At 64.1% G+C, this 20,132-nt stretch carries 18 protein-coding genes and 1 pseudogene; 9 read left to right on the top strand and 10 right to left on the bottom strand.

Annotated elements, in window-relative coordinates; all coding sequences use genetic code 11:
• Positions 1-64: 64 nt before the first annotated feature.
• The 4 genes from IEW58_RS05960 to IEW58_RS05945 form a co-directional block, all read right to left on the bottom strand.
• Complete coding sequence (locus IEW58_RS05960; RefSeq protein WP_229658463.1) at positions 65-907, bottom strand: TraB/GumN family protein; 843 nt, start codon at positions 905-907, stop codon at positions 65-67.
• A 29-nt stretch (positions 908-936) separates the two neighbouring features.
• The gene (locus IEW58_RS05955) at positions 937-1,719 is read right to left on the bottom strand and encodes a TraB/GumN family protein (RefSeq protein WP_229658462.1); all 783 of its coding nucleotides are present in this window, start codon (positions 1,717-1,719) and stop codon (positions 937-939) included.
• A 229-nt stretch (positions 1,720-1,948) separates the two neighbouring features.
• On the bottom strand, positions 1,949-2,146 hold the full coding sequence (locus tag IEW58_RS05950; protein WP_188644283.1) for a helix-turn-helix transcriptional regulator: 198 nt from the start codon (positions 2,144-2,146) through the stop codon (positions 1,949-1,951).
• Entirely contained in the window at positions 2,143-2,505 is a 363-nt protein-coding gene (locus tag IEW58_RS05945) for a hypothetical protein (protein ID WP_229658461.1), read from the bottom strand. The genes IEW58_RS05950 and IEW58_RS05945 overlap by 4 nt, the downstream gene beginning before the upstream one ends.
• Before the next feature lie 179 nt (positions 2,506-2,684).
• Here IEW58_RS05945 and IEW58_RS05940 point away from each other — a divergent pair, with 179 nt between their 5' ends.
• From IEW58_RS05940 to ppdK, 3 genes are all read left to right on the top strand, one after another.
• Positions 2,685-3,596: a glycine--tRNA ligase subunit alpha gene (locus IEW58_RS05940; protein WP_188644281.1), complete on the top strand. Its 912-nt coding sequence runs from the start codon at positions 2,685-2,687 to the stop codon at positions 3,594-3,596.
• A complete protein-coding gene (gene glyS, locus IEW58_RS05935) occupies positions 3,563-5,785 on the top strand; it encodes a glycine--tRNA ligase subunit beta (protein ID WP_229658460.1) in 2,223 nt (740 codons plus the stop codon). Before IEW58_RS05940 ends, glyS begins: the two co-directional genes overlap by 34 nt.
• 121 nt (positions 5,786-5,906) lie before the next feature.
• A complete protein-coding gene (gene ppdK, locus IEW58_RS05930; RefSeq protein ID WP_373284720.1) occupies positions 5,907-8,570 on the top strand; it encodes a pyruvate, phosphate dikinase in 2,664 nt (887 codons plus the stop codon).
• Here the strand turns inward: ppdK and IEW58_RS05925 are convergent.
• Entirely contained in the window at positions 8,567-9,325 is a 759-nt protein-coding gene (locus IEW58_RS05925; protein WP_188644280.1) for a methyltransferase domain-containing protein, read from the bottom strand. The genes ppdK and IEW58_RS05925 overlap by 4 nt on opposite strands.
• 47 nt (positions 9,326-9,372) lie before the next feature.
• Between IEW58_RS05925 and IEW58_RS14005 the strand changes: the two are divergent.
• From IEW58_RS14005 to IEW58_RS05905, 5 genes and pseudogenes are all read left to right on the top strand, one after another.
• Positions 9,373-9,582: pseudogene (locus IEW58_RS14005) on the top strand (double zinc ribbon domain-containing protein); the annotation flags it as partial.
• Positions 9,583-9,591: 9 nt separating this feature from the next.
• Positions 9,592-10,170 carry a ComF family protein gene (locus IEW58_RS05920; protein ID WP_308419276.1) on the top strand — a complete coding sequence of 193 codons (579 nt, stop codon included), beginning with the start codon at positions 9,592-9,594 and terminating at the stop codon, positions 10,168-10,170.
• A gap of 305 nt (positions 10,171-10,475) precedes the next feature.
• The gene (gene hisI / locus IEW58_RS05915; RefSeq protein ID WP_188644278.1) at positions 10,476-10,835 is read left to right on the top strand and encodes a phosphoribosyl-AMP cyclohydrolase; all 360 of its coding nucleotides are present in this window, start codon (positions 10,476-10,478) and stop codon (positions 10,833-10,835) included.
• 32 nt (positions 10,836-10,867) lie between these two features.
• Positions 10,868-11,311 (top strand): MerR family transcriptional regulator, encoded by a 444-nt coding sequence (locus IEW58_RS05910; protein WP_188644277.1) that lies wholly within the window; start codon positions 10,868-10,870, stop codon positions 11,309-11,311.
• A gap of 13 nt (positions 11,312-11,324) precedes the next feature.
• Positions 11,325-13,130 (top strand): acyl-CoA dehydrogenase C-terminal domain-containing protein, encoded by a 1,806-nt coding sequence (locus IEW58_RS05905; RefSeq protein ID WP_188644276.1) that lies wholly within the window; start codon positions 11,325-11,327, stop codon positions 13,128-13,130.
• Between the two features lie 37 nt (positions 13,131-13,167).
• Here IEW58_RS05905 and IEW58_RS05900 read toward each other — a convergent pair whose 3' ends face one another.
• The 5 genes from IEW58_RS05900 to IEW58_RS05880 all read right to left on the bottom strand — a co-directional run bounded on the left by IEW58_RS05900 (position 13,168) and on the right by IEW58_RS05880 (position 18,150).
• Positions 13,168-13,512 (bottom strand): response regulator, encoded by a 345-nt coding sequence (locus tag IEW58_RS05900; protein WP_188644275.1) that lies wholly within the window; start codon positions 13,510-13,512, stop codon positions 13,168-13,170.
• A 15-nt stretch (positions 13,513-13,527) separates the two neighbouring features.
• The gene (locus IEW58_RS05895; RefSeq protein WP_188644274.1) at positions 13,528-14,601 is read right to left on the bottom strand and encodes a PAS domain-containing protein; all 1,074 of its coding nucleotides are present in this window, start codon (positions 14,599-14,601) and stop codon (positions 13,528-13,530) included.
• Positions 14,602-14,727: 126 nt separating this feature from the next.
• Entirely contained in the window at positions 14,728-15,813 is a 1,086-nt protein-coding gene (locus IEW58_RS05890) for a PA0069 family radical SAM protein (protein WP_188644273.1), read from the bottom strand.
• Positions 15,814-15,878: 65 nt separating this feature from the next.
• Entirely contained in the window at positions 15,879-17,648 is a 1,770-nt protein-coding gene (locus IEW58_RS05885) for a lytic transglycosylase domain-containing protein (protein ID WP_188644272.1), read from the bottom strand.
• Positions 17,649-17,655: 7 nt separating this feature from the next.
• Positions 17,656-18,150 carry a uracil-DNA glycosylase family protein gene (locus tag IEW58_RS05880; protein ID WP_188644271.1) on the bottom strand — a complete coding sequence of 165 codons (495 nt, stop codon included), beginning with the start codon at positions 18,148-18,150 and terminating at the stop codon, positions 17,656-17,658.
• A gap of 328 nt (positions 18,151-18,478) precedes the next feature.
• Between IEW58_RS05880 and IEW58_RS05875 the strand changes: the two genes are divergently transcribed.
• Positions 18,479-20,125 (top strand): electron transfer flavoprotein-ubiquinone oxidoreductase, encoded by a 1,647-nt coding sequence (locus IEW58_RS05875; protein WP_188644270.1) that lies wholly within the window; start codon positions 18,479-18,481, stop codon positions 20,123-20,125.
• Positions 20,126-20,132: the final 7 nt, after the last annotated feature.

Here is a 20,132-nt window from a genome sequence, read left to right as displayed (position 1 = left end):
CCTCCAGGGATGACCATGACGCCGGTGCGCGGGCCGTTAGCCGCTGGCCAGCCAAAAGGCAAGCTCAGCGCACGCGGCTGACCCTATATCCCTTTGCCGCGAGCAGCTCCGGCAGCCCTTCAGGCGGAGCAAGATGCGCCGCACCCACTGCCACCAGCGGGCGCTTGCCCGCCGCATAGAGCGCGAGCAGCTTGTCCGCCCACAGGCGGTTGCGATTTATCAGCAGAGCCTGCTTGAGCTCGGGATCGGCAAGCATTCCCTCGTCGCCCTCGCGCGCGATGGCGTCCATATCGCCCTTGAGCCACAGCTTCGCCAGCCGCGCGCTGTCGCTTGCGTCCATCGTGTCTTCCTCGACCACCGCCCCGAGAAGGTCGCGCTGGTCGGCTTCGGGAAGCGTGTCGAAGATCCGAAACTGCCCCTCGACCCCTTCAAGCTCCTCGACCGGGCGAGCCTTGAAGTCTTTTAGCAGCGCCCGATCCACACCGTTCTCGCCGATCGAATCGTCTGCCAGCTGCGCCAGCATGATTGCGGCGGCCCAAGTCTCGATCGCCTTGAAGTCGGCTTCGCGGTAGCCTCCCTTGGCGAGAAGCCTGCGCAGCCGGTCCTGCAACGAAGCAGGCACGCGCTCCGACAGGGCGGGCTGCTCGGGCGTATGCGAAAGACGGGTGAAGGTGGCGGCAAGCTTGCCGGTGTCCTCGAGGTCCTTCGCCTCGACCACGAGCAGGTCCGCATCGACGATCGCCTTCTCGATCGCCGGCGTGCGCCATCTGGCGTCTTCGGGCAGAGCATGGATGGTGCCGAACAGCCATCCGGCCGAGCGCCCGTCCGGTGCGGTCACATGCCACAGGGCGGGCGAGGGCGGAGGAATATCTGCGCGTCCGTCCTTGCCGCACGAAGCAAGCGCCATAGCCGCCAGGAGCGCAAGAGCAGACCGGATCACTGGACGCGGATCACTTTGACGCCCTTGGCCGCGAGGTCTTGCTGGACGCTCTTCTCCCCTGCGAGATGACCCGCGCCCACCGCAACGAACACCGTGCCGGGAGTGTCGAGCCGCTTCACCACCCAATCGGCCCAGGCGCGGTTGCGCTGCCAGAGGAGCCGCTCCATCAGCGCTTCCTCGCCCATCATGTCCTCGTTCATCAACCGGGCAAGCGCATCGGCATCGCCCTCGAGCCATTCGGCCATCATCGCCTCGAGCAGGGCCTTGATGTCCTCGTTCCCCTCGATTGTCTTCATCAGGTAGTCGATCTGCGCTTCCCGGGGCAGGCTGTCGAAGATGGAGAGCTGGTATTCGGCAGTCTCCAGCGCCGCGCGCCGCTTGTCTGCGCCAGCAGCGGAACCGAGTCCCTTCTCGACCCCGTTGTCACCCACGATCCCCGCCTTGGCGAGCGGGATCAGCGCGAACATAAGCGAGGCGTACCATGGTTCGAACCGGTCGAACGATTCAACCGGCATCCCGAGCTTGCTCAGTCCGGCTTCGTATTGCGCCTTCTGTTCGGACGTTAGCAATCCCCGCAGGTTCTCCTCAGGCGGGAGGATACCCTTCTGGAGGATCAACTTCTGCATCTCCGCCGAATTCTGCGACCCGAGGTCGACTTCCGTGACCAGCGTGTCCGAAGCAGCAAGCGCCGGGCCAATCGCGCCGCGCATCCATGGCACGTCCTTGGGCAGCGCATGCACCGTGCCGAACAAGTATATCGTCGTGTCCTCGTCAGCCACTTTCCACAAGGCCGGCCCGGCGACCTTGGGAGCGACAGGGTCTACTGGAGTAGTAGCGCAGGCGCCCGACAGGGATAAGGCAGCCGCGACACTAAGGCCCCGGGTAAACTTGCGAAGAAATGACATGATCAGGGAGTCTCGAAAAGATCATTGGAGGAAAGCGGTTACTGGGGGCGCGGTGCCCTTCAGGCAATAGAACGGCTGAAGAATGCCGCCTTGGTGGGCCCGCCTATGACGCCCCATCATCGAAAATCTCTTCGATGGACAGTTCGAACAACCTGGCGAGCCGGAAGGCGAGCGGCAAGGAAGGATCATGCTTTCCTGTCTCGATCGCGTTGACCGCCTGTCGCGAGACCTGAAGCCGCTCCGCGAGTTCGGCCTGGCTCCAGTTGCGCATCGCGCGCAGTACCTTGAGCTGGTTCTTCATGCGGCACCCCGCAGCCGGCGGAAGTGAAAACCGGCAAAGAACGCGCCCATGGCGACGATCATCGTCCAGTTGCCGGATAGATCGGGCAACCACGTAACCCCGGCCCGGCCTTCGAATGTCCCCTGGTAAAGCGGGACAAGGATGCTCCACGCAATCGTTGCAAGAAGCGCCCACGAGGCTCCTGCAGACCATAGTTCCTGCAGGTATTCGTCACGCAACTTGCGGACCAGCAGGATCACGAGGCAGGCCATCATGATGCCTGCGCCCACGCCGCGAGTGATATCGTCCCAATGGAGAAGCAGGGAGAGCGCCATCAGCGCGGTGCCGAACGCGCCCATGTAGGCCGCCATCATAACCATGTGGGCTCGAGTTTCAGGTGTCATGTGGTATTGTCTCCATGTCATGTATACATGACTATATGTCGTGAGAGTACGACGGTGTCAACGATGCTTGACATATTGTTGGGCTAACCTGTCATCGCGGGCGTTCGCTCCCGCAGCATTGACGGTTGATGGCCGCTCGGCCATTTGCCGTGCCGATGACAGCCGCACCTTCCCGCGACCCGAAGCGCAGTTTTCAGGACATGATCCTGACGCTCCACGATTTCTGGAGCGAGCACGGCTGCCTGATACTGCAGCCTTACGACATGCGCATGGGCGCGGGCACCTTTCACACCGCCACCACCCTGCGCGCACTGGGTCCGGAGCCGTGGAACGCCGCCTTCGTGCAGCCGTGCCGCCGCCCGACCGACGGACGCTATGGCGAAAACCCCAACCGGCTGCAGCACTACTACCAGTACCAGGTGATCCTGAAGCCGAGCCCGCCGGACCTGCAGGAGCTTTACCTGCAGAGCCTGACGGCGATCGGCATCGACCCGCTCAAGCACGATATCCGCTTCGTCGAAGACGATTGGGAAAGCCCCACTCTTGGAGCCTGGGGGCTGGGCTGGGAAGTCTGGTGCGACGGGATGGAAGTGACCCAGTTCACCTATTTCCAGCAGATGGGCGGGTTCGACTGCAAGCCGGTCGCGGGCGAACTCACTTACGGCCTCGAACGCCTCGCGATGTACCTGCAGGGGGTCGACAACGTGTATGATCTCGACTTCGACGGACGCGGAGTGAGCTACGGCCAGGTGTTTCTCGAGAACGAGAAGCAGATGTCGAAGTGGAACTTCGAGGTCGCGGACACCGACGCCCTGTTCGACCTCTTCACCAAGGCCGAGGCAGAGTGCCGCAATGCACTCTCCGCCGACGTCCCGATCGCAGCCTACGAGCAGGCGGTCGAGGCGAGCCACGTGTTCAATCTGCTGCAGGCGCGCGGCATCATCAGCGTGCAGGAACGCGCCAGCTACATGGGCCGCGTGCGCGATCTCGCGCGCTCGGCTTGCGAGGCCTATGCCGCCAAGATGACGCCGGAATGGCAGGCGAAATTCCCGGGGTGGACGCTGTGACCGATTTCCTGCTCGAACTCCGGTGCGAGGAAATCCCCGCACGGATGCAGGCGGGCGCGCGGGCCGACCTCGAAAAACTGTTCCGCAAGGAAATGGACGCCGCCGGGGTTTCACTTGGTGACGTCACCGTATGGTCGACGCCGCGCCGCCTCGCCATGATCGCGCGCGACCTGCCGGACGCCACCGAGGCCGTGCGCGAAGAGACCAGGGGCCCCCGCACCAGCGCGCCCGATCAAGCGCTCGAAGGCTTCCTGCGCAAGACCGGCCTCACGAAGGACCAGCTCGAGGATCGAGACGGCGTGTTTTACGCCGTGGTCGAAAAACAGGGACGTGCCACTCGCGACGTCTTGGCCGAGGCGATCCCGGCGACCATCCGCGCGTTCCCCTGGCCCAAGTCGATGCGCTGGGGCGCCGCCTCTCTCAGCACCGAGAGCCTTCGTTGGGTTCGTCCGCTAAGCGGCATCGTCGCCATCTTCGGCGAAGCGCTCGTCGAGTGCGAGGTGGGCGGGGTAGCCAGCGGGTTCATGACGTTGGGCCACCGCTTTCATGGTGCCGGGCCGATCACCATCGGCGGCGCGTACGACTACCAGGAGAAGCTGCGCGCCTGCCATGTGATCGTCGATCACGCCGAGCGGCAGGATCTCATCCGCTCGGGCGCTGCGAAAGCCGCTGCCGATGCGGGGCTCTCGCTCGTCGAGGATGAGGGGCTCGTGATCGAGAACGCCGGCCTCACCGAGTGGCCCGTGCCGCTGCTCGGCCGGTTCGACGAGGCGTTCCTCGACGTGCCGCCCGAGGTGATCCAGCTTACCGCGCGGACCAACCAGAAATACTTCGTGGCGAACGATGGGGCGGGCAAGCTCGCCAACGCGTTCGTCTGCACCGCGAACATCGATGCCGAGGATGGCGGCACGGCGATCGTCGACGGCAACCGCAAGGTTCTCGCCGCCCGGCTTTCCGACGCGCGCTTCTTCTGGGAGCAGGATCGCAAGACCCCGCTCGCCGAACACGCGAAAAAGCTGGAGCGAATTACCTTCCACGAAAAGCTCGGCACTGTCGCCGACAAGGTGGAACGGGTCGCCAAGCTGGCGCGCTGGCTGGTCGAGGAAGGGATCGTTTCTCCATACACCGTCACCCCCGCGAAGGCGGGGGCCCAGATCGGAGCCGCCGACGCCGGACTGGATTCCCGCCTTCGCGGGAATGACGAAGAGGTTGCCGCCCTAGCCGACCAGGCCGAACAGGCCGCGCGTCTCGCCAAGGCCGATCTCGTTACCGAGATGGTCGGGGAATTTCCCGAACTTCAGGGGTTTATGGGCGGTTATTACGCCCGCGCCGAGGGGCTGCCCGATGCTGTGGCTGACGCCATTCGCGATCACTACAAGCCGGTAGGGCAGGGCGACGACGTGCCGACCGCGCCGGTCACGGTGGCGGTGAGCCTGGCCGACAAGCTTGATACACTTCGCGGCTTCTTTGAAATTGACGAGAAACCCACAGGCTCGAAAGATCCTTTTGCCCTGCGGCGCGCGGCATTGGGCATCATCCGGATCGTCCAGGAAAATGGACTCCGTTTCCCGATCGCCCAAGGCGAGCTCCTCGATTTTTTCGCCGACCGACTCAAGGTCCAGCAGCGCGAGGCGGGCGTCCGTCACGACCTGATCGACGCGGTGTTCGCGCTTGGATTCGAGGACGATCTCGTCCGCTTGCTCGCCCGCGTAAAGGCGCTGCAGGCGTTCGTGGCGACCGAGGACGGCGCGAACCTCCTCGCCGGCTACAAGCGCGCGGCGAACATCCTCAAGAAGGAAGACTGGCGCGGGCATGAGGGCGAGATCGCGCGCACGGGCGAGGAAGATCCGCTCGCGCTGGTGGACGACCCCGACCTCGCCCCGGTGATCGCCGCCAAGATGGCGCAGCGGCGCGAGAACGCGCTTTCCTACACGCCCGAACCTGCGGAAAAGGCGCTCATCGAGGCGCTCGATGCCGCCGAGCCGACTGCCAGCGCGGCGGTCGAGGCGGAGGATTTCGGCGCCGCGATGTCGGCGCTCGCTTCTCTGCGCGCGCCGATCGATGCGTTCTTTGACAGCGTGACCGTGAACGATCCCGACGCCGGCAAGCGCGCCGCGCGCCTCGACCTGCTCGCGCGCCTGCGCGACGCGGTTCACCGGGTCGCCGATTTCTCTCGGATCGAGGGCTGAGCGGAAGGTGACGACCGGGACGCCGGGAATTGACGATATCGGTCCTGAAAACAGTCGCTTGAGGCAGGCCCGAAGTTTTTATTGAGACCCCGGTCGGCGGTCCACGCGAAAGGGAAAACTGATGCAGACGGTCTATCCATTCGGCGGTGGCGCACCCCATTCGGACCCGCGCCAGAAGGACAAGGCCGTTACCGGCGGCAAGGGCGCCAACCTTGCCGAAATGGCCGCGATCGGCCTGCCCGTTCCTCCCGGCTTCACCATCACCACCGAAGAGTGCGTTCGCTACCTGTCGGAAGGGGGCGACTTCTCCGAGGAGTTGCGAGCTGCGGTTGCCAATGCTTTGCAGCACATCGAAAAATCGGTCGGAAAGAGGCTCGGAGACCCGGCCGATCCCCTGCTCGTGTCCGTCCGCTCCGGCGCCCGCGCATCTATGCCGGGCATGATGGATACCGTCCTCAACCTCGGACTCAACGACGAAACCGTTCGAGGGCTCGCTTCGGCAAGCGGCGATGCCCGTTTCGCCTGGGACAGCTATCGCCGGTTCATCCATATGTACTCGGACGTCGTCCTCGGCCTCGACCATGGCGCATTCGAGGAAGCGCTCGAAATCGCCAAGGAAGACAAGGGCTTTTACGCCGATACCGAGATGGGCGCTGAAGACTGGCAGACGCTGGTGGGGCAGTATCGCGTCATCGTGGAGGAGCAGCTTGGCAAGCCATTCCCGCAAGACGTGAACGAGCAGCTCTGGGGCGCCATCCGTGCGGTGTTCGACAGTTGGGACAGCGACCGGGCCAAGGTCTACCGCCGCTTGAACGACATCCCGGGCGACTGGGGCACCGCGGTCAACGTCCAGGCGATGGTGTTCGGCAACATGGGCGATACCAGCGCCACCGGAGTTGCCTTTACCCGCGACCCCGCCACCGGCGAGCGCGCCTACTATGGCGAATGGCTGATCAACGCCCAGGGCGAAGACGTCGTCGCCGGCATTCGCACCCCGCAGTACCTGACGAAAAAGGCCCGCGAGGCGGCGGGTGCCAAGCCGCTCAGCATGGAAGAGGCGATGCCCGAGGCGTACGGCGAGCTTGCCCGCGTGTTCGACCTGCTCGAGCTGCATTACAAGGACATGCAGGACATCGAGTTTACCGTGGAACGCGGCAAGCTCTGGATGCTCCAGACCCGCACCGGCAAGCGCACCGCCAAGGCCGCCCTCAAGATGGCGGTCGATATGGCGGGAGAAGGGCTGATCGACGAGAAGACGGCAATCCTTCGCGTCGATCCGATGGCGCTCGACCAGTTGCTTCATCCCACGCTCGACCCGGATGCACCGCGCGACGTGCTGACCACGGGGCTCCCCGCCTCGCCCGGTGCGGCTTCAGGCAAGATCGTGCTCGACGCCGATACCGCGGAGACGTGGGCCGGGCGGGGCGAGAGAGTCATTCTGGTGCGGGTTGAAACCAGCCCCGAGGATATCCACGGGATGCACGCTGCCCAAGGCATTCTCACCGCTCGCGGCGGCATGACCAGTCACGCTGCCGTGGTCGCGCGCGGGATGGGCCGGTGCTGCGTATCGGGCGCTGCCGGCGTGTCGATCGATCTCAAGTCGCGCACTTTGCGGATCGGGGGACGCGAGCTGGCCGAAGGCGATACCCTGACGCTGGATGGCGGAACGGGACAGGTCATGGCCGGGGAGGTCCAGACGATCGAGCCCGTCCTCGCAGGCGATTTCGGAACACTGATGGAATGGGCCGACCGTCACCGCCGCATGAGGGTTCGCGCGAACGCGGAGACCCCCGCCGACTGCACGATGGCTCGCCAGTTCGGGGCGGAGGGAATCGGCTTGTGCCGCACCGAGCACATGTTCTTCGATGCCAACCGGATCAGCGCGGTGCGCCAGATGATCCTGGCGGAGGACGAGGCCGGCCGGCGCAAGGCGCTCGACCTCCTGCTGCCCGAACAGCGCGGCGACTTCGCAAAGATCTTCGAGGTCATGGCAGGCCTGCCGTGCACCATTCGCCTGCTGGACCCGCCGCTGCACGAATTCCTGCCGCAGGAAGACTCGGATTTCGAAGAACTTGCCGATGCGACCGGGTTCGGCGTCGACCACCTGAAGCGCCGCGCGGCCGAGCTGCACGAATTCAACCCGATGCTGGGCCACCGCGGGTGCCGTCTCGGCATCACATACCCCGAAATCTACGAGATGCAGGCCCGCGCGATATTCGAAGCGGCTTGCGAGGTCGCGGAAGAGAGCGGCGCCGCCCCCGTGCCCGAAGTGATGGTTCCGCTGGTCGCCACCAGGCGCGAGCTGGAAATCCTGCGTGCCCTGATCGACCGCGTCGCCGCCGAGGTCTTTGCCGCGAAGGGGCGGACGATCGACTATCTCGTGGGCACGATGATCGAATTGCCGCGCGCGGCCCTGATGGCAGGCGATATCGCGGCCGAAGCCCGCTTCTTCTCGTTCGGCACCAACGACCTTACGCAGACGACCCTGGGACTCAGTCGTGACGATGCGGGCCGGTTCCTCGGTAGCTACGTCGAGCGTGGAATTTTCGCGCGCGACCCTTTCGTCAGTCTCGACGTCGATGGAGTGGGCGAGCTCGTCCGCATCGCAGCGGAGCGCGGCCGCAACGCGCGGCCTGACATCAAGCTGGGCATTTGCGGAGAACACGGCGGTGATCCGGCCTCGATCGCCTTCTGCGAGAAGGTCGGCCTCGATTACGTCAGCGCCAGTCCTTATCGCGTTCCAATCGCCCGCCTCGCTGCGGCGCAGGCGGTGCTCAGGGACTAGCCGTGCCAGCCCGTCAGGGTCAGCACCTCGATCGTCTCGACGACCTTTCCAGTCTCGTCGGCCTGCGCGAGGAAGTCGGATCGCGCTCGGTCGAGGCCTTCGCGCGTGAGAGGCGGCGGCGCGTCTGCCAGCACGCTGGTGAGCCCCTGATCGCGCAGGTCTGTGATGAGCGTGTCGAACGAGCGGTAGCGCAACCGGAGCGTCCAGGCGTCAGCAACCTGACGGGCGAAACCTGTGCGCTGAAGCAGGCCCGCGCCCGACCGGGCATCGACTGCTGGGTGAAGCCGCGCAGCCGGCCGCTCTCCATCGGCCGCAAGAAGCGCCGAACGCAGGCGCGGAAGACTCCCGGCGCCCACCAGGCTCGCCAGCATCACGCCCCCGGGCGCCAGCGCTGCGTGATGATGGATAAGCGCCCCGGGCAGGTCGTTGACGGTATCGAGCGCCGCGAGGCTCGCGATGAGGGCGAATCCGTCCGACGGAATGGGCTGCTCGAGATCGATTTCATCGGGTGCGAGGACCGTTACCGTGAATTCCTTGCGCTCGAGCAATCGTCCGAGTTCTCCCGCGCCACTGCCGAGAACCAGCGCGCGGCCCGGTTGCACTCGCATGAACTCGATCCGATCGAAAGCGTCGTCGATCAGTGCCGCCGCCAGCCAGTCCGCCGCACCCTTGCGTTGCCCGAGGGCCATGGCCCGCGCCGCACGAGCGGCCTTCCGGGAAGAACTGAAAATGAGCGGGGGAGCGGGCTGGGCCATTGGTCGAGCAACGCACCATCCCGCGCCGCGTTGCAAGTGGCATCTAGATGACGTTCGCCACAACTCTGAAGGCCAGCCTCGCGCCCCTCGTGGACCTCGTCTATCCTCCGCGATGTCCGCTTTGTGGTTCGGCGATCGGCGCGCAGGGTGGCCTGTGCGGTCCCTGCTGGAGCGAGCTACGCATCCCGGGCGATCCATCCTGTCGCTTGTGCCAGCGCCCGTTTGAAGAATTCGCAGTGCAGGGCGGAGCAATCTGCGCACCTTGCATGGGTCATCCTCCCCGTCACGACGGCATCGCCGCCGGCACGCTCTATGGCGAGGGCTCGCGCAAGCTGGTGTTAGCCTTCAAGCACGGCGGCCGGATCGCGATGGCGCCGATGCTGGCCCGGCTGATTGTTGCTCGGCTTCCCGCGCTCGAGGGCGAATGGCTGGCGGTGCCGGTCCCCCTCCATCGATGGCGGCTCTGGTCCCGCGGCTTCAACCAGGCCGCGCTCCTGGCGAGGGAGGTAGCTCGCCGCAGCGGCGCCAGGCTCGTCGTGGACGGCCTGGTCCGGCGCAAGCGAACGCCAATGCTGGGCGGGCTGGGACGCACCGCGCGCGCTCGCGCACTGGCGGGGGCACTCGAAGTGGGGCCGCGGCTCCTCGGCGAGATAAAGGCCGCGCAGATAATCCTGGTAGACGACGTGCTGACCAGCGGGGCCACGACAGAGGCTTGCGTGAAGGCGCTGAAGGCAGCCGGCGCCGCCAAAGTCATCATTGCCTGCTTCGCCCGCGTGCTCGATGAAGCGGAGGGTGATAAAGCCCTAAACGAAACGCCCGGGGCGTTAACCCCGGGCGTGCCGTGACGAAATACGCTGGATCCGCCGTGGATTGCTCCTCAGGCTGCGGTGGCCTCCCCCTTCGGCCACCTGGATCCGATCCCTCAATCGTCTGCCGACCCGATCGCGCCTGCGACTGGTATCGGTCGTCCCTGAACCTGGCGCTCTGTCGGCACCGGAATTCCAGTTCGCAACCCCCTCGGACTGCCCTACAGGTGTCTCATTGAACATCTGTTCGACAAAGCACCAACTTGTAAGGTCACTGTTTTTGCCCGAGATCTGTGGTTATCCTGCAACAAGGCCGCTCTTGAAGGACGTAAGTCTGGGAAGTGATGAACGTGCAGAGTGATGACCTCTTCGCTCCGAAGTTCGACGGCCAGGGGCTTCTCAGCGCGGTAGTCGTGGACGTGACAACGCGGGCTGTCCTGATGGTCGCCTTCATGGATGCCGAGGCGCTCGCGGAAACGCGGAGAACAGGCTTCGCACACTTCCGCTCGCGCTCTCGCGGTCGGCTTTGGAAGAAGGGCGAGAGCTCCGGTCACGTGCTCCACGTCGAGAAGATTCTCGTCGATTGTGACCAGGATGCGCTGGTGCTGGAATGCCGCCCGGACGGTCCCACTTGCCACACCGGAGCCGTCTCGTGCTTCTTCAGAGAACTCGATAACGATGCTCTCCGTTCCGTCACAACTTGACGGAAACGTAAACCAACGACTATTGGCGGGCAATGGACGAGCCAGTGCGCACACCTCAATCTTCCGGTCACAGTGCTCACATCGATCGCCCCGACCACCTGGAACGCGAACAGTTCTCCATCTCCGACCTGACGGAAGAATTCGGCTGCACCGCACGCGCCTTGCGGTTTTATGAGGACGAAGGGCTGATCGCGCCGCGCCGCGTTGGACTGGCCCGCATCTACTCTAAGCGCGACCGTGCCCGCCTTGCCTGGATCATGCGCGCCAAGAACGTTGGGTTCAGCCTTGGCGAAATACGCGAGATGATCGACCTCTACGATCTGGGCGACGGCCGCGTTGAGCAGCGCCGCGTCACGATCGAGAAGTGCCGCACGCACGTGGCACAGCTCAAGCGGCAACGGGCCGATATCGATTCCGCCATTGCCGAGCTCACCGCATTCATCGCCCACGTCGAACGCGTCGCAGACGAAGGCTAACAAGGACTGACCGATGCCCAGTTACACCGCCCCCACGCGCGACGCGAAGTTCATCGTCAAGGAAGTCCTCGACCTGCCTGGCTATGGCAACTTGCCCGGGTTCGAGAGTGCAACTCCAGATCTGATCGATTCCGTTATCGACGGGTGTGGACGCTTCGCATCCGAAGTTCTTCATCCGCTGAACCAGGTGGGAGATCGCGAGGGCTGCACGCGCCACCCCGATGGCTCGGTGACCACGCCGACCGGCTTCAAGGCTGCGTTCGACCAGTACGTCGAGGCAGGTTGGAGCACGCTGTCTCAGCCGACGGAGTTCGGCGGCCAGGGAATGCCGCACGTGCTCGGTTTCGTGCTCGAGGAATTCGTCTCCACCGCCAACCATTCCTTCGGCATGTATCCCGGGCTGACGAACGGTGCGGTGAGCGCGATCCTGGCAACCGGAAGCGACGAGCAGAAGGCACTTTATGCTCCGAGGATGATCGCCAGCGAGTGGCTCGGCACCATGAACCTGACCGAGCCCCAGTGCGGAACCGACCTGGGGCTGATCCGCACGCGCGCCGAACCGCAGGCTGACGGCAGCTACGCCGTCACGGGGACCAAGATCTTCATTTCGGCGGGCGAGCACGACCTGACCGACAACATCGTCCATCTCGTCCTGGCAAAAACCCCGGGTGCGCCGGACAGCAGCAAGGGCATCAGCCTGTTCATTGTGCCGAAGATCCTCGTCAATCCCGACGGATCGCTCGGCGAACGCAACGCGGTTCAGTGTGGCTCGCTCGAACACAAGATGGGTATTCACGGCAACGCCACCTGCGTGATGAATTACGATGGCGCAAAGGGCTGGCTGGTTGGCGAGGAGATGAAGGGACTCTCCGCCATGTTCATCATGATGAACGCCGCCCGCCTCGGCGTAGGCATCCAGGGGCTCGCGCAGGCCGAGATCGCCTACCAGAACGCCGTCGCCTACGCGCGCGACCGGCGGCAGGGTCGGGCGCTCACCGGACCGGCCGACCCATCCGCGAAGGCCGATCCGATCTTGGTGCACCCGGACGTTCGCCGGATGCTGATGGACGCCAAGGCCTACACCGAAGGCATGCGTGCTCTCTACCTCTGGGCAGCTTTGCTGGTCGACCTCTCGCACAAGGCCGCGACTCCCGAGGAACGGGAGGAGGCTGACATGTTGCTCGGCCTGCTGACGCCCGTCTTGAAGGGTTACGGCACCGACAAGGGCTTCGATGTCGCCGTCAATATGCAGCAGGTGTTCGGCGGACACGGCTACATCGCGGAATGGGGGATGGAGCAGTTCGTGCGCGATAGCCGTATCGCGATGATCTACGAAGGCACGAACGGCATCCAGGCGATGGACTTGTGCGGCCGCAAGCTGGCCATGAAGGGCGGGGCGGGTATTCAGCGCTTCTTCGCCCTTTGTGACGAAGAGATCGCTTCCGCCCGGGCGCAGGACCCACTTGCTCCCCTGGCCGATGCACTCGACCGTGCCCTTGGCGAACAGAAAGCGGCGACGATGTGGTTCATGCAGAACGCCATGGCCAATCCCAACAATCTGGGCGCCGGCGCGCACCACTACATGCACATCATGGGGATCGTTTCGCTGGGTCTGATGTGGCTCAGGATGGCCAAGGTGGCCTCGTCGGCACTGTCAGCCGGCGACGGGGATGACACATTTTATCAGGCCAAGCTCACCACTGCGCGATATTTCATGGATCGTTTCGTGCCCGACGCGGGCTCGCTGCGCCGGAAAATCGAGACTGGCGCCGAGGCCGTGATGGCGCTCGAGGAAGATGCCTTCGCCACCGCGGTTTGAGCGAAGTGATGCAGCGGAAGACGTGCGCGAGTTCGGGCTAAAGTAATCCCATCAGGTAGCTCACCACGTCATCCGCGGCTTGCGGCTTTGCAAGCACCGGCGCTTCCAGATCACGCAGGAACTCTCCAGAGCGGTCCAGGTCCCCTGTGTGAAGGACGAACGGGATACCGAGTTTCTTCAGCCTGCCCGCAGCGCGCGCGCAAGTCTCTCCGCGCCCAAGATTGACGTCCAGGATCGCTCCTGAGAACCGGTTCTCGTCGATGGCTTCCATCGCCTGCTCGCTCGTGGCTGCCATCACCGCGCTCGCTCCAACGTCCTCGAACGCATGCTTGAGATCCATCGCGATCAGTGGCTCGTCCTCGAGTACCAGGAAGCGTTTCATGTTTTGTCTTCCTGGCTAATGCGAAAGGGGGAGGGAGATTTCGACCCGCAGTCCGTCGGCCTCCCAAACCGGTTCGATGACCCCGCGAGAGTGACTCAATAGGGCACTGCTGATGTTAAATCCGGTACCCGTCATCTCCGGTTCACCGGAAATCGGAGGCCCGCCGCGTTCTTTCCAACTGACCACCAACGCTTGGCGGCCGTGTTTGTCAGACACGTGCTTCCACGTGACGTCGATCGTGCCGGTTTCGTTCGACAGTGCGCCATACTTCGATGCGTTGGCGGCGAGTTCGTGAAGTGTGAGGCCGACTGCGGAGATCGCGTTCGGCTCGCTACGCACATGCTCACCCTCACAGATGATCCGGTCGCCCTCGGGATCGTACGGCCTCAGCACGGCGCGGATCGACTGACCCACCTCGGTCGTGCCGAGGAATGCTTCGTCGAGCGTGGGCTCGTACGAGCGCCCGAGGGCATGAATCCGTTCGTTGATCTTCTTTGAAACCTGTTTTGCCTGCATCGACCGGCCAGTAATGTTCACGATCCCGGCAATCACGGCGAAGACGTTTTTCAGGCGGTGTGACACCTCCCGCGCCATTTCCTTGGCGTGGCGCTCTTCCGCGCGCGCAAGATGAATATCAGTCACGTCCCACTGGCTGCCGAAGAAGTACTTGAGACGCCCATCGCTATCGTAGATCGGTCCGAGATGGAGCGCATTCCAGAACGGCGTCCCGTCTTTTCGGTAATTGAGGATTTCAAAGATCGCGACATCTTCCTGCTCGATCGCGCGTCGCATCTTGGCGACCTGGCGTGGATCGGACTGGGCGCCCTGAAGAAAGCGGCAGTTGCGACCAATAATTTCGGCGGCGGTATAGCCGGTCAAGCGTTCGAAGGCATCGTTGCAGAAGACGATTGGGTCGTCGGGCTGGTTCGGATCGGTAAGGCACACCGCCATCCGCGTCTGCGCCATCGCCTGTTCGAACAGAAGGCCGGACGCTCCCTCGAAGCTTTCGTAGGGCTTGGCGGACTTTTGCCTGGATTGGGGATGGCCGAAGTCGATCGGATCCTGCGCGATCCTCTTATCGTCCTTCATTGGGATTATCGACCTCGCGGCAGTGCTTTGTATGATCCGACGCAACGGCGCGGCAATGCCATACCAGGTCGCTTAAGACACTTAATGCTCAGAAACCCATTCAGTGCCCGGCGAAGCAAGAAAAATTTAGAGCAATCTCAGTTGGCCGTTGGCTGTCGGCGGACGAAAGCGTGAGGAATCAAGCGCGAAGCGCTGCTTCCCGATTCCCGCCCGTGCCGCCGCGACGCGAAATCGCGCCCTGAAAAGATCGGCCCACACTCCGCTCGGTTTCATGCGTGTGAAAAAGCGCGGATCGTTGTCGCGCCCTCCGCGGATCGAGCGGACTATCGACATCACCTTGTCGCCGCGTTCGGGAAAGTGAACAGACAACCATTCGCGAAACAGGGGCGCCACTTCATTCGGCAATCGCAGCGGTATCCAGCCCACCGAGCGTACCCCCAAGCCGGCTGCCTGGGCTACGATTTCTTCCATGAAGCTATCGGTGATCGCAGGAATGACGGGCGCGACGGCGCAGTGGGCCGGCACACCCGCCTCCACCAACTTGCCAAGCGCGGCAAGCCGCTTGGCCGGCGACGCCGCGCGAGGCTCCAGCTTCGCCGACAGACCTGCATCCAATGTCGTGACCGAGATGCCCACCGCCACCAGGTCCAGCGCAGCAAGTTCTACAAGCAGATCCATGTCATCGCATACGCGATCCGACTTCGTGGTTATCGTCACCGGATGGCGCGTATCGAGACACACTTCCAGGATTTGCCGGGTGATCCGATAGCGCCGCTCGATCGGCTGGTATGGATCGGTGTTGGTGCCCATGGCGATCGGACGAGGCCGGTACGCGGGTTTGGCGAGCGTCTCTCGCAAGAGGCGCGCGGCCTCAGGCTTCGCGAACAGCCGGGTTTCGAAGTCAAGTCCCGGCGACAGATCGTGATAGGCATGAGTCGGCCGTGCGAAGCAATATATGCAGCCGTGCTCGCACCCCCGGTACGCGTTGATTGAGCGATCGAAGCCAATATCGGGCGAGGTGTTGAATGTGAGGATTGAGCGTGGGCGCTCTTCGATGACCGTCGTCCGCAACTTTACCGGCGGCCCGTCGAGCGACTCCATATGATGGCGCCAGTCCCGATCGACTTCACGCGCAGCAAGTCCGAAGCGCTGTGGAACTGCACCCGATTGTGCTCCTCTGCCGCTGACTTCGGATTCGGGGCGCCGTTCCATGTGCCAGAACATATATAGAACAAGCGCACCGCGCCAGTGCTATAACCAAGGCGCTGATCGAGCGTTCAGTCAGCCCTTGTCAGTCGAACCGCGCCGCCGCCGGCCAGCTCGGGGAACGTTGGCCACATGCCTTGCGCGAGCGCCTTCCGGCTATCGCTCGCGCCACCTGCCTGACGCTCATACATCCAGTAATTCCGCATGACGATCGCCACGTAGCCGCGTGTTTCCCAATACGGGATGCTTTCCATGTAGAGCAGCGGATCGCCCTGATCGCGCACTTCGGAATTCCACCGCGTCACAGGAGAAAGGCCCGCATTGTAGGCCGCCATGATCTTCGGCAGCAAACCGCCGGTCGCCGCGCTGTCTCGAAGCATTTCGAGATTCTCCTGACCAAAGGCGAGGTTGGTGGCCGGGTCTGCAAGGTTGACGTAGCTTGCGCTCATGTTCAGCCGAGGCGCATGCTGACGCACCGTGATCGGGGTGATCTGCATCAGGCCTTTGGCTTGCGCAGGGCTGACGGCGTTCACCTGGAAGCGCGACTCCTGGAGCGTGTGGGCGAACGCAAGCGCGGGATCCACTTTCCAACCCGTCGCCGGTTGCCAGCGCGGAGCGGGATAGCGCAGGGTGGGCTCAGCGTGAGCGCCCTTCGGGGCGTTGGCAGCCATCCAAAGCTGGGTCGACGGCAGCCCGAGGTCGCGGGCGAGACGACTCAACGCATCGTATTCGTTAGCCGGGCCGATCTTGGCTTCATGACGGAGAACTTCGTCCGCGAGCCCATCGCGGCCAATCTCTGCAAGGGCGACGGCGGTCCGGACGTTGGGCGCGTCACGCAGGCGTTGCCAATCGGCAAGGTCAAAATCCGCCGAGCGGTGACCGGCAGGCAGCTCCTGGCCCAGCGCTTCGCGGGCGAGCATCCCGTAGAGCGTCTCGTCGAGCCGGGCCGCGCCGCGCAGCTGTTCGGCCGCCTTTTCAGGCTGGCGGCACCGGACCAAAGCGCGACTCGACCAGTAGTAGGCACCTGCTATCAGCTCCAGGTTCTGCGCGGAGCGTGCAGCACGCGAAAAACCCTCTGCTGCCTGTGCGCAGTCTCCCAACCGCCAGGCTGCGAGGCCGGCCGCCCAATCGCCTTCTCCTACCCACGCGCCCGAACCCCCGTCGCGGACCGTGTTGGCCATCGCGAGCGCGGCAGCGTCCTGGTTTTCGATATAGTAGCTCCAAGCGACGCGCTGACGCCACTCGGCGCGCGCTTCGCCAGACAAGCTGGCATCCACCCCATCCAGCAGTACCCGGGCGCCCTGAGGGTCGTCCGCCTTGATACGTTCGAGGATCGCGTCCTTGACGGTCGCCGGCATCGTACCGTCGTTGACGCTGCCGGGTAGCACCCTGCGCGGAGCGTAGCCCTGGGGGACAAGCTGCTGCTCGGCGGGCAGGATCGGCATGGACGCCAGTCCGCGCTTCAGGCCGAGGGCTGCGATCTGGGTGGCCTGCGGCAGGCTCGTACCCTGCGCGAGCCAGCTTTCGATCGCGGGCAGCTCAATCTTCGGGCTTGCGGGGTGCAAAAAGTACTCTGCGCGGGCGATCTGATGGAGTGGCCCCTCGGGCTTCTCGGCGAACATCGCATCGACCCGTGCCCAATCCTGCGTGTCGATGGCCGCAAAGAGTGACTTGTACCATTCGCGGTCGGATTTGCTCAGAAGCTCGGGGACGTTGCTCGAGGTAGCGCGCGCGCGGAAGTATTCCGCTGCGGAACTGCTGGCCATCGCAGGCGTGGGCGCGACGCATGCGATCGCTCCCGCCGTCGCCAATGCGATTGTGAGCCGCCGTGCCGCGATCATCGATCCTTTACCCCGTCCAGTTCAGCCAGCGCTTCCAAAAGCCGGCGCGCAACTGCGGATTGCCCAGCAGCCGTTCAAGACCCGCTTCAGCAAGCGCATCAACCCTGCCTCCATCATGGTTGAAAAACGTTAACGCGGCAGGAGGTTGCGCCGGATCGTGCCCGCAAAGCGGCAGGATGTTGCGTCCGAAGATCAGAAGCCGTTTCGGCATCGCGAGGCCGACGTGATGCGAGATCAGTTTGGCAAGTCCCTCGGACGCCAACTCGTTCCAATCCGGCAGCAGCGTATGGCGCGCCAGGGCGCTTGCGAGGTAGACTCGATTCCCGGGCAATCCGGCCGCCCGCAGGAAACCGGCGAGAAGACGCCCATGCGGTCCGGAGAGCAACCCGTCCCGATCCTGTTCTTCGGGCATCGCTACAAGCACCATCAGATCGGCCCCCGCTTCGCCCCGAGGCGCGACGCGCGGCGACAGCCCTCCTTGATCGAGGCTCGGTTCGCTCAACCACCATTGGCGGAAGGCAGGCAGTTCGCCGGGCCAGGTTTCGTGCGCTCCGCCAAGTTTGCGAGCTGGGGCTGGGGGTGGAACCGGAGGGAGCGGTTTGGAGGCTGTTGGTACAGGCGGCGATGCCTCCGCCGGTTGCAGCCACGCCCGCGGTTCGTCGGCGAAGTCCGAATCGACGCCTGCTTCACGCCACCATTGGAGCGCCGCGGCGATATCGCTTTCGAGCGGGGAGGGGGCTTGGCGGGGCATTGCGGAGAAGCTCAGGTCTTGACCTGCCACGTCGCTGCAATCAAGCGTTTCGGCGAATGAAACCGGAGCCTGCCGAGCGATGAGCGAACGAGAATCGATGCCGTGCGACGTGCTGATCGTCGGTGGCGGCCCTGCCGGCCTCGCGGCCGCGATCAGGCTGAAGCAGCTGAACTCCGAACTGGAAGTCGTTGTTCTTGAAAAGGGCAGCGAGATTGGCGCGCACATCCTCTCGGGCGCCGTGGTCGATCCGAAGGCGCTCGATGAGCTGCTGCCCGATTGGCGCGAGAGCTGTCCGATGGCTGAAGTCCCCGTCACCGACAATTGGCACTGGGTACTCAGCAAGTCGGGCAAGACCAGCCTGCCGCACCTGATGATGCCCCCGTTCATGTCGAATGACGGCTGCTACACGGGCTCGCTGGGCAATATGTGCCGGTGGCTCGGGGAGCAGGCCGAGGGGCTCGGCGTGATGGTGTTTCCGGGCTTCCCCGCCGCCGAGGTGATCGTCGGCGAGGACGGCGCCGTGGCGGGTGTCATAACCCAGGACATGGGTGTCGCGGCCGACGGTTCGCACAAGGGTGATTACCAGCCCGGCATGGAGATCCACGCCAAGTACACGCTGTTCGCCGAAGGGGCGCGCGGCCACCTGACCAAGCGAATGAAGGCGAGGTTCGATCTCGAGGCTGATTGCCAGCCCCAGGTTTATGGCCTCGGCATCAAGGAAATATGGGACATTGCGCCGGACAAGCACGTTCCGGGCCGTGTCATACACACGCAGGGCTGGCCGCTTTCGGAAAGCGAAAGCTGGGGCGGTGGCTTCCTTTACCACCAGGCCAATGGCCAAGTCGCGCTCGGCTTCGTCACGGCGCTCGATTACCGCAATCCCTGGGTCAGCCCGTTCCAGGAATTCCAGCGCTGGAAGCAGCATCCCGCGATCCGCGAATACCTCGAAGGCGGGAAGCGCGTCGCCTATGGCGCTCGCGCCATCAACGAGGGCGGCTGGCAAAGCGTACCCAGGCTGGCTTTTCCGGGCGGTGCGCTGATTGGCTGCGCGGCGGGCTTCGTGAACGTCCCTCGCATCAAGGGCAGCCACACCGCCATGAAAAGCGGCATGCTAGCTGCCGAGGCAGCGGCCGCCGCGATCGGCCGCGGCGAGGAAAAGACCGCCCTCATGGACTATGACGCAGCCGTACGGTCGAGCTGGATCGCCGATGAGCTCAAGCTGGTGCAGAACGCACAGCCGGCCGTCGCCAAGTTCGGCGGGGACTTCGGCACGATCGTGGCCGGCCTCGACATGTGGCTTCGCTATCTCAAGATGCCGATCATCCCTGCGATGAAGCATGAGCCCGACTATGAACTGACCGGGCGCGCTGACCTGTTTCCGAAGATCGTTTATCCGAAGCCAGATGGCGTGATCAGCTTCGACCGGCTTACCAGTGTCGCGTACAGCTATACCAACCATGCCGAAAATCAGCCGGTGCACCTGGTCGTAAAAGACATGGATCTGCAGAAGCGGAGCGAGCTGGGCGTCTACGGTGGCCCATCGCAGTTCTACTGCCCGGCGGGCGTCTATGAATGGCTGGTCGACGAGACGACCGGGGAACCGAAATACCAGATCAATTCGCAGAATTGCGTCCACTGCAAGACATGCGACATCAAGGATCCGAACCAGAACATCACCTGGGTTGCTCCCGAAGGCGGTGGCGGTCCAAACTACCCGAACATGTGATCCGCGC

Source organism: Tsuneonella deserti, assembly GCF_014644315.1.
In the GTDB taxonomy this organism is placed as follows: Bacteria; Pseudomonadota; Alphaproteobacteria; order Sphingomonadales; family Sphingomonadaceae; genus Tsuneonella; species Tsuneonella deserti.
This window is presented reverse-complemented; position numbering and strand designations above follow the sequence as displayed.

Excerpts from the sequence above, each read along its gene's own strand:
- IEW58_RS05960 (WP_229658463.1), bottom strand. The coding sequence starts at position 907 with ATGGCGCTTGCTTCGTGCGGCAAGGACGGACGCGCAGATATTCCTCCG.
- IEW58_RS05950 (WP_188644283.1), bottom strand. The coding sequence starts at position 2,146 with ATGAAGAACCAGCTCAAGGTACTGCGCGCGATGCGCAACTGGAGCCAG.
- IEW58_RS05945 (WP_229658461.1), bottom strand. The coding sequence starts at position 2,505 with ATGGTTATGATGGCGGCCTACATGGGCGCGTTCGGCACCGCGCTGATG.
- IEW58_RS05940 (WP_188644281.1), top strand. The coding sequence starts at position 2,685 with ATGACAGCCGCACCTTCCCGCGACCCGAAGCGCAGTTTTCAGGACATG.
- glyS (WP_229658460.1), top strand. The coding sequence starts at position 3,563 with ATGGCAGGCGAAATTCCCGGGGTGGACGCTGTGACCGATTTCCTGCTC.
- ppdK (WP_373284720.1), top strand. The coding sequence starts at position 5,907 with ATGCAGACGGTCTATCCATTCGGCGGTGGCGCACCCCATTCGGACCCG.
- IEW58_RS05925 (WP_188644280.1), bottom strand. The coding sequence starts at position 9,325 with ATGGCCCAGCCCGCTCCCCCGCTCATTTTCAGTTCTTCCCGGAAGGCC.
- IEW58_RS05920 (WP_308419276.1), top strand. The coding sequence starts at position 9,592 with ATGGGTCATCCTCCCCGTCACGACGGCATCGCCGCCGGCACGCTCTAT.
- hisI (WP_188644278.1), top strand. The coding sequence starts at position 10,476 with ATGAACGTGCAGAGTGATGACCTCTTCGCTCCGAAGTTCGACGGCCAG.
- IEW58_RS05910 (WP_188644277.1), top strand. The coding sequence starts at position 10,868 with ATGGACGAGCCAGTGCGCACACCTCAATCTTCCGGTCACAGTGCTCAC.
- IEW58_RS05905 (WP_188644276.1), top strand. The coding sequence starts at position 11,325 with ATGCCCAGTTACACCGCCCCCACGCGCGACGCGAAGTTCATCGTCAAG.
- IEW58_RS05900 (WP_188644275.1), bottom strand. The coding sequence starts at position 13,512 with ATGAAACGCTTCCTGGTACTCGAGGACGAGCCACTGATCGCGATGGAT.
- IEW58_RS05895 (WP_188644274.1), bottom strand. The coding sequence starts at position 14,601 with ATGAAGGACGATAAGAGGATCGCGCAGGATCCGATCGACTTCGGCCAT.
- IEW58_RS05890 (WP_188644273.1), bottom strand. The coding sequence starts at position 15,813 with ATGGAACGGCGCCCCGAATCCGAAGTCAGCGGCAGAGGAGCACAATCG.
- IEW58_RS05885 (WP_188644272.1), bottom strand. The coding sequence starts at position 17,648 with ATGATCGCGGCACGGCGGCTCACAATCGCATTGGCGACGGCGGGAGCG.
- IEW58_RS05875 (WP_188644270.1), top strand. The coding sequence starts at position 18,479 with ATGAGCGAACGAGAATCGATGCCGTGCGACGTGCTGATCGTCGGTGGC.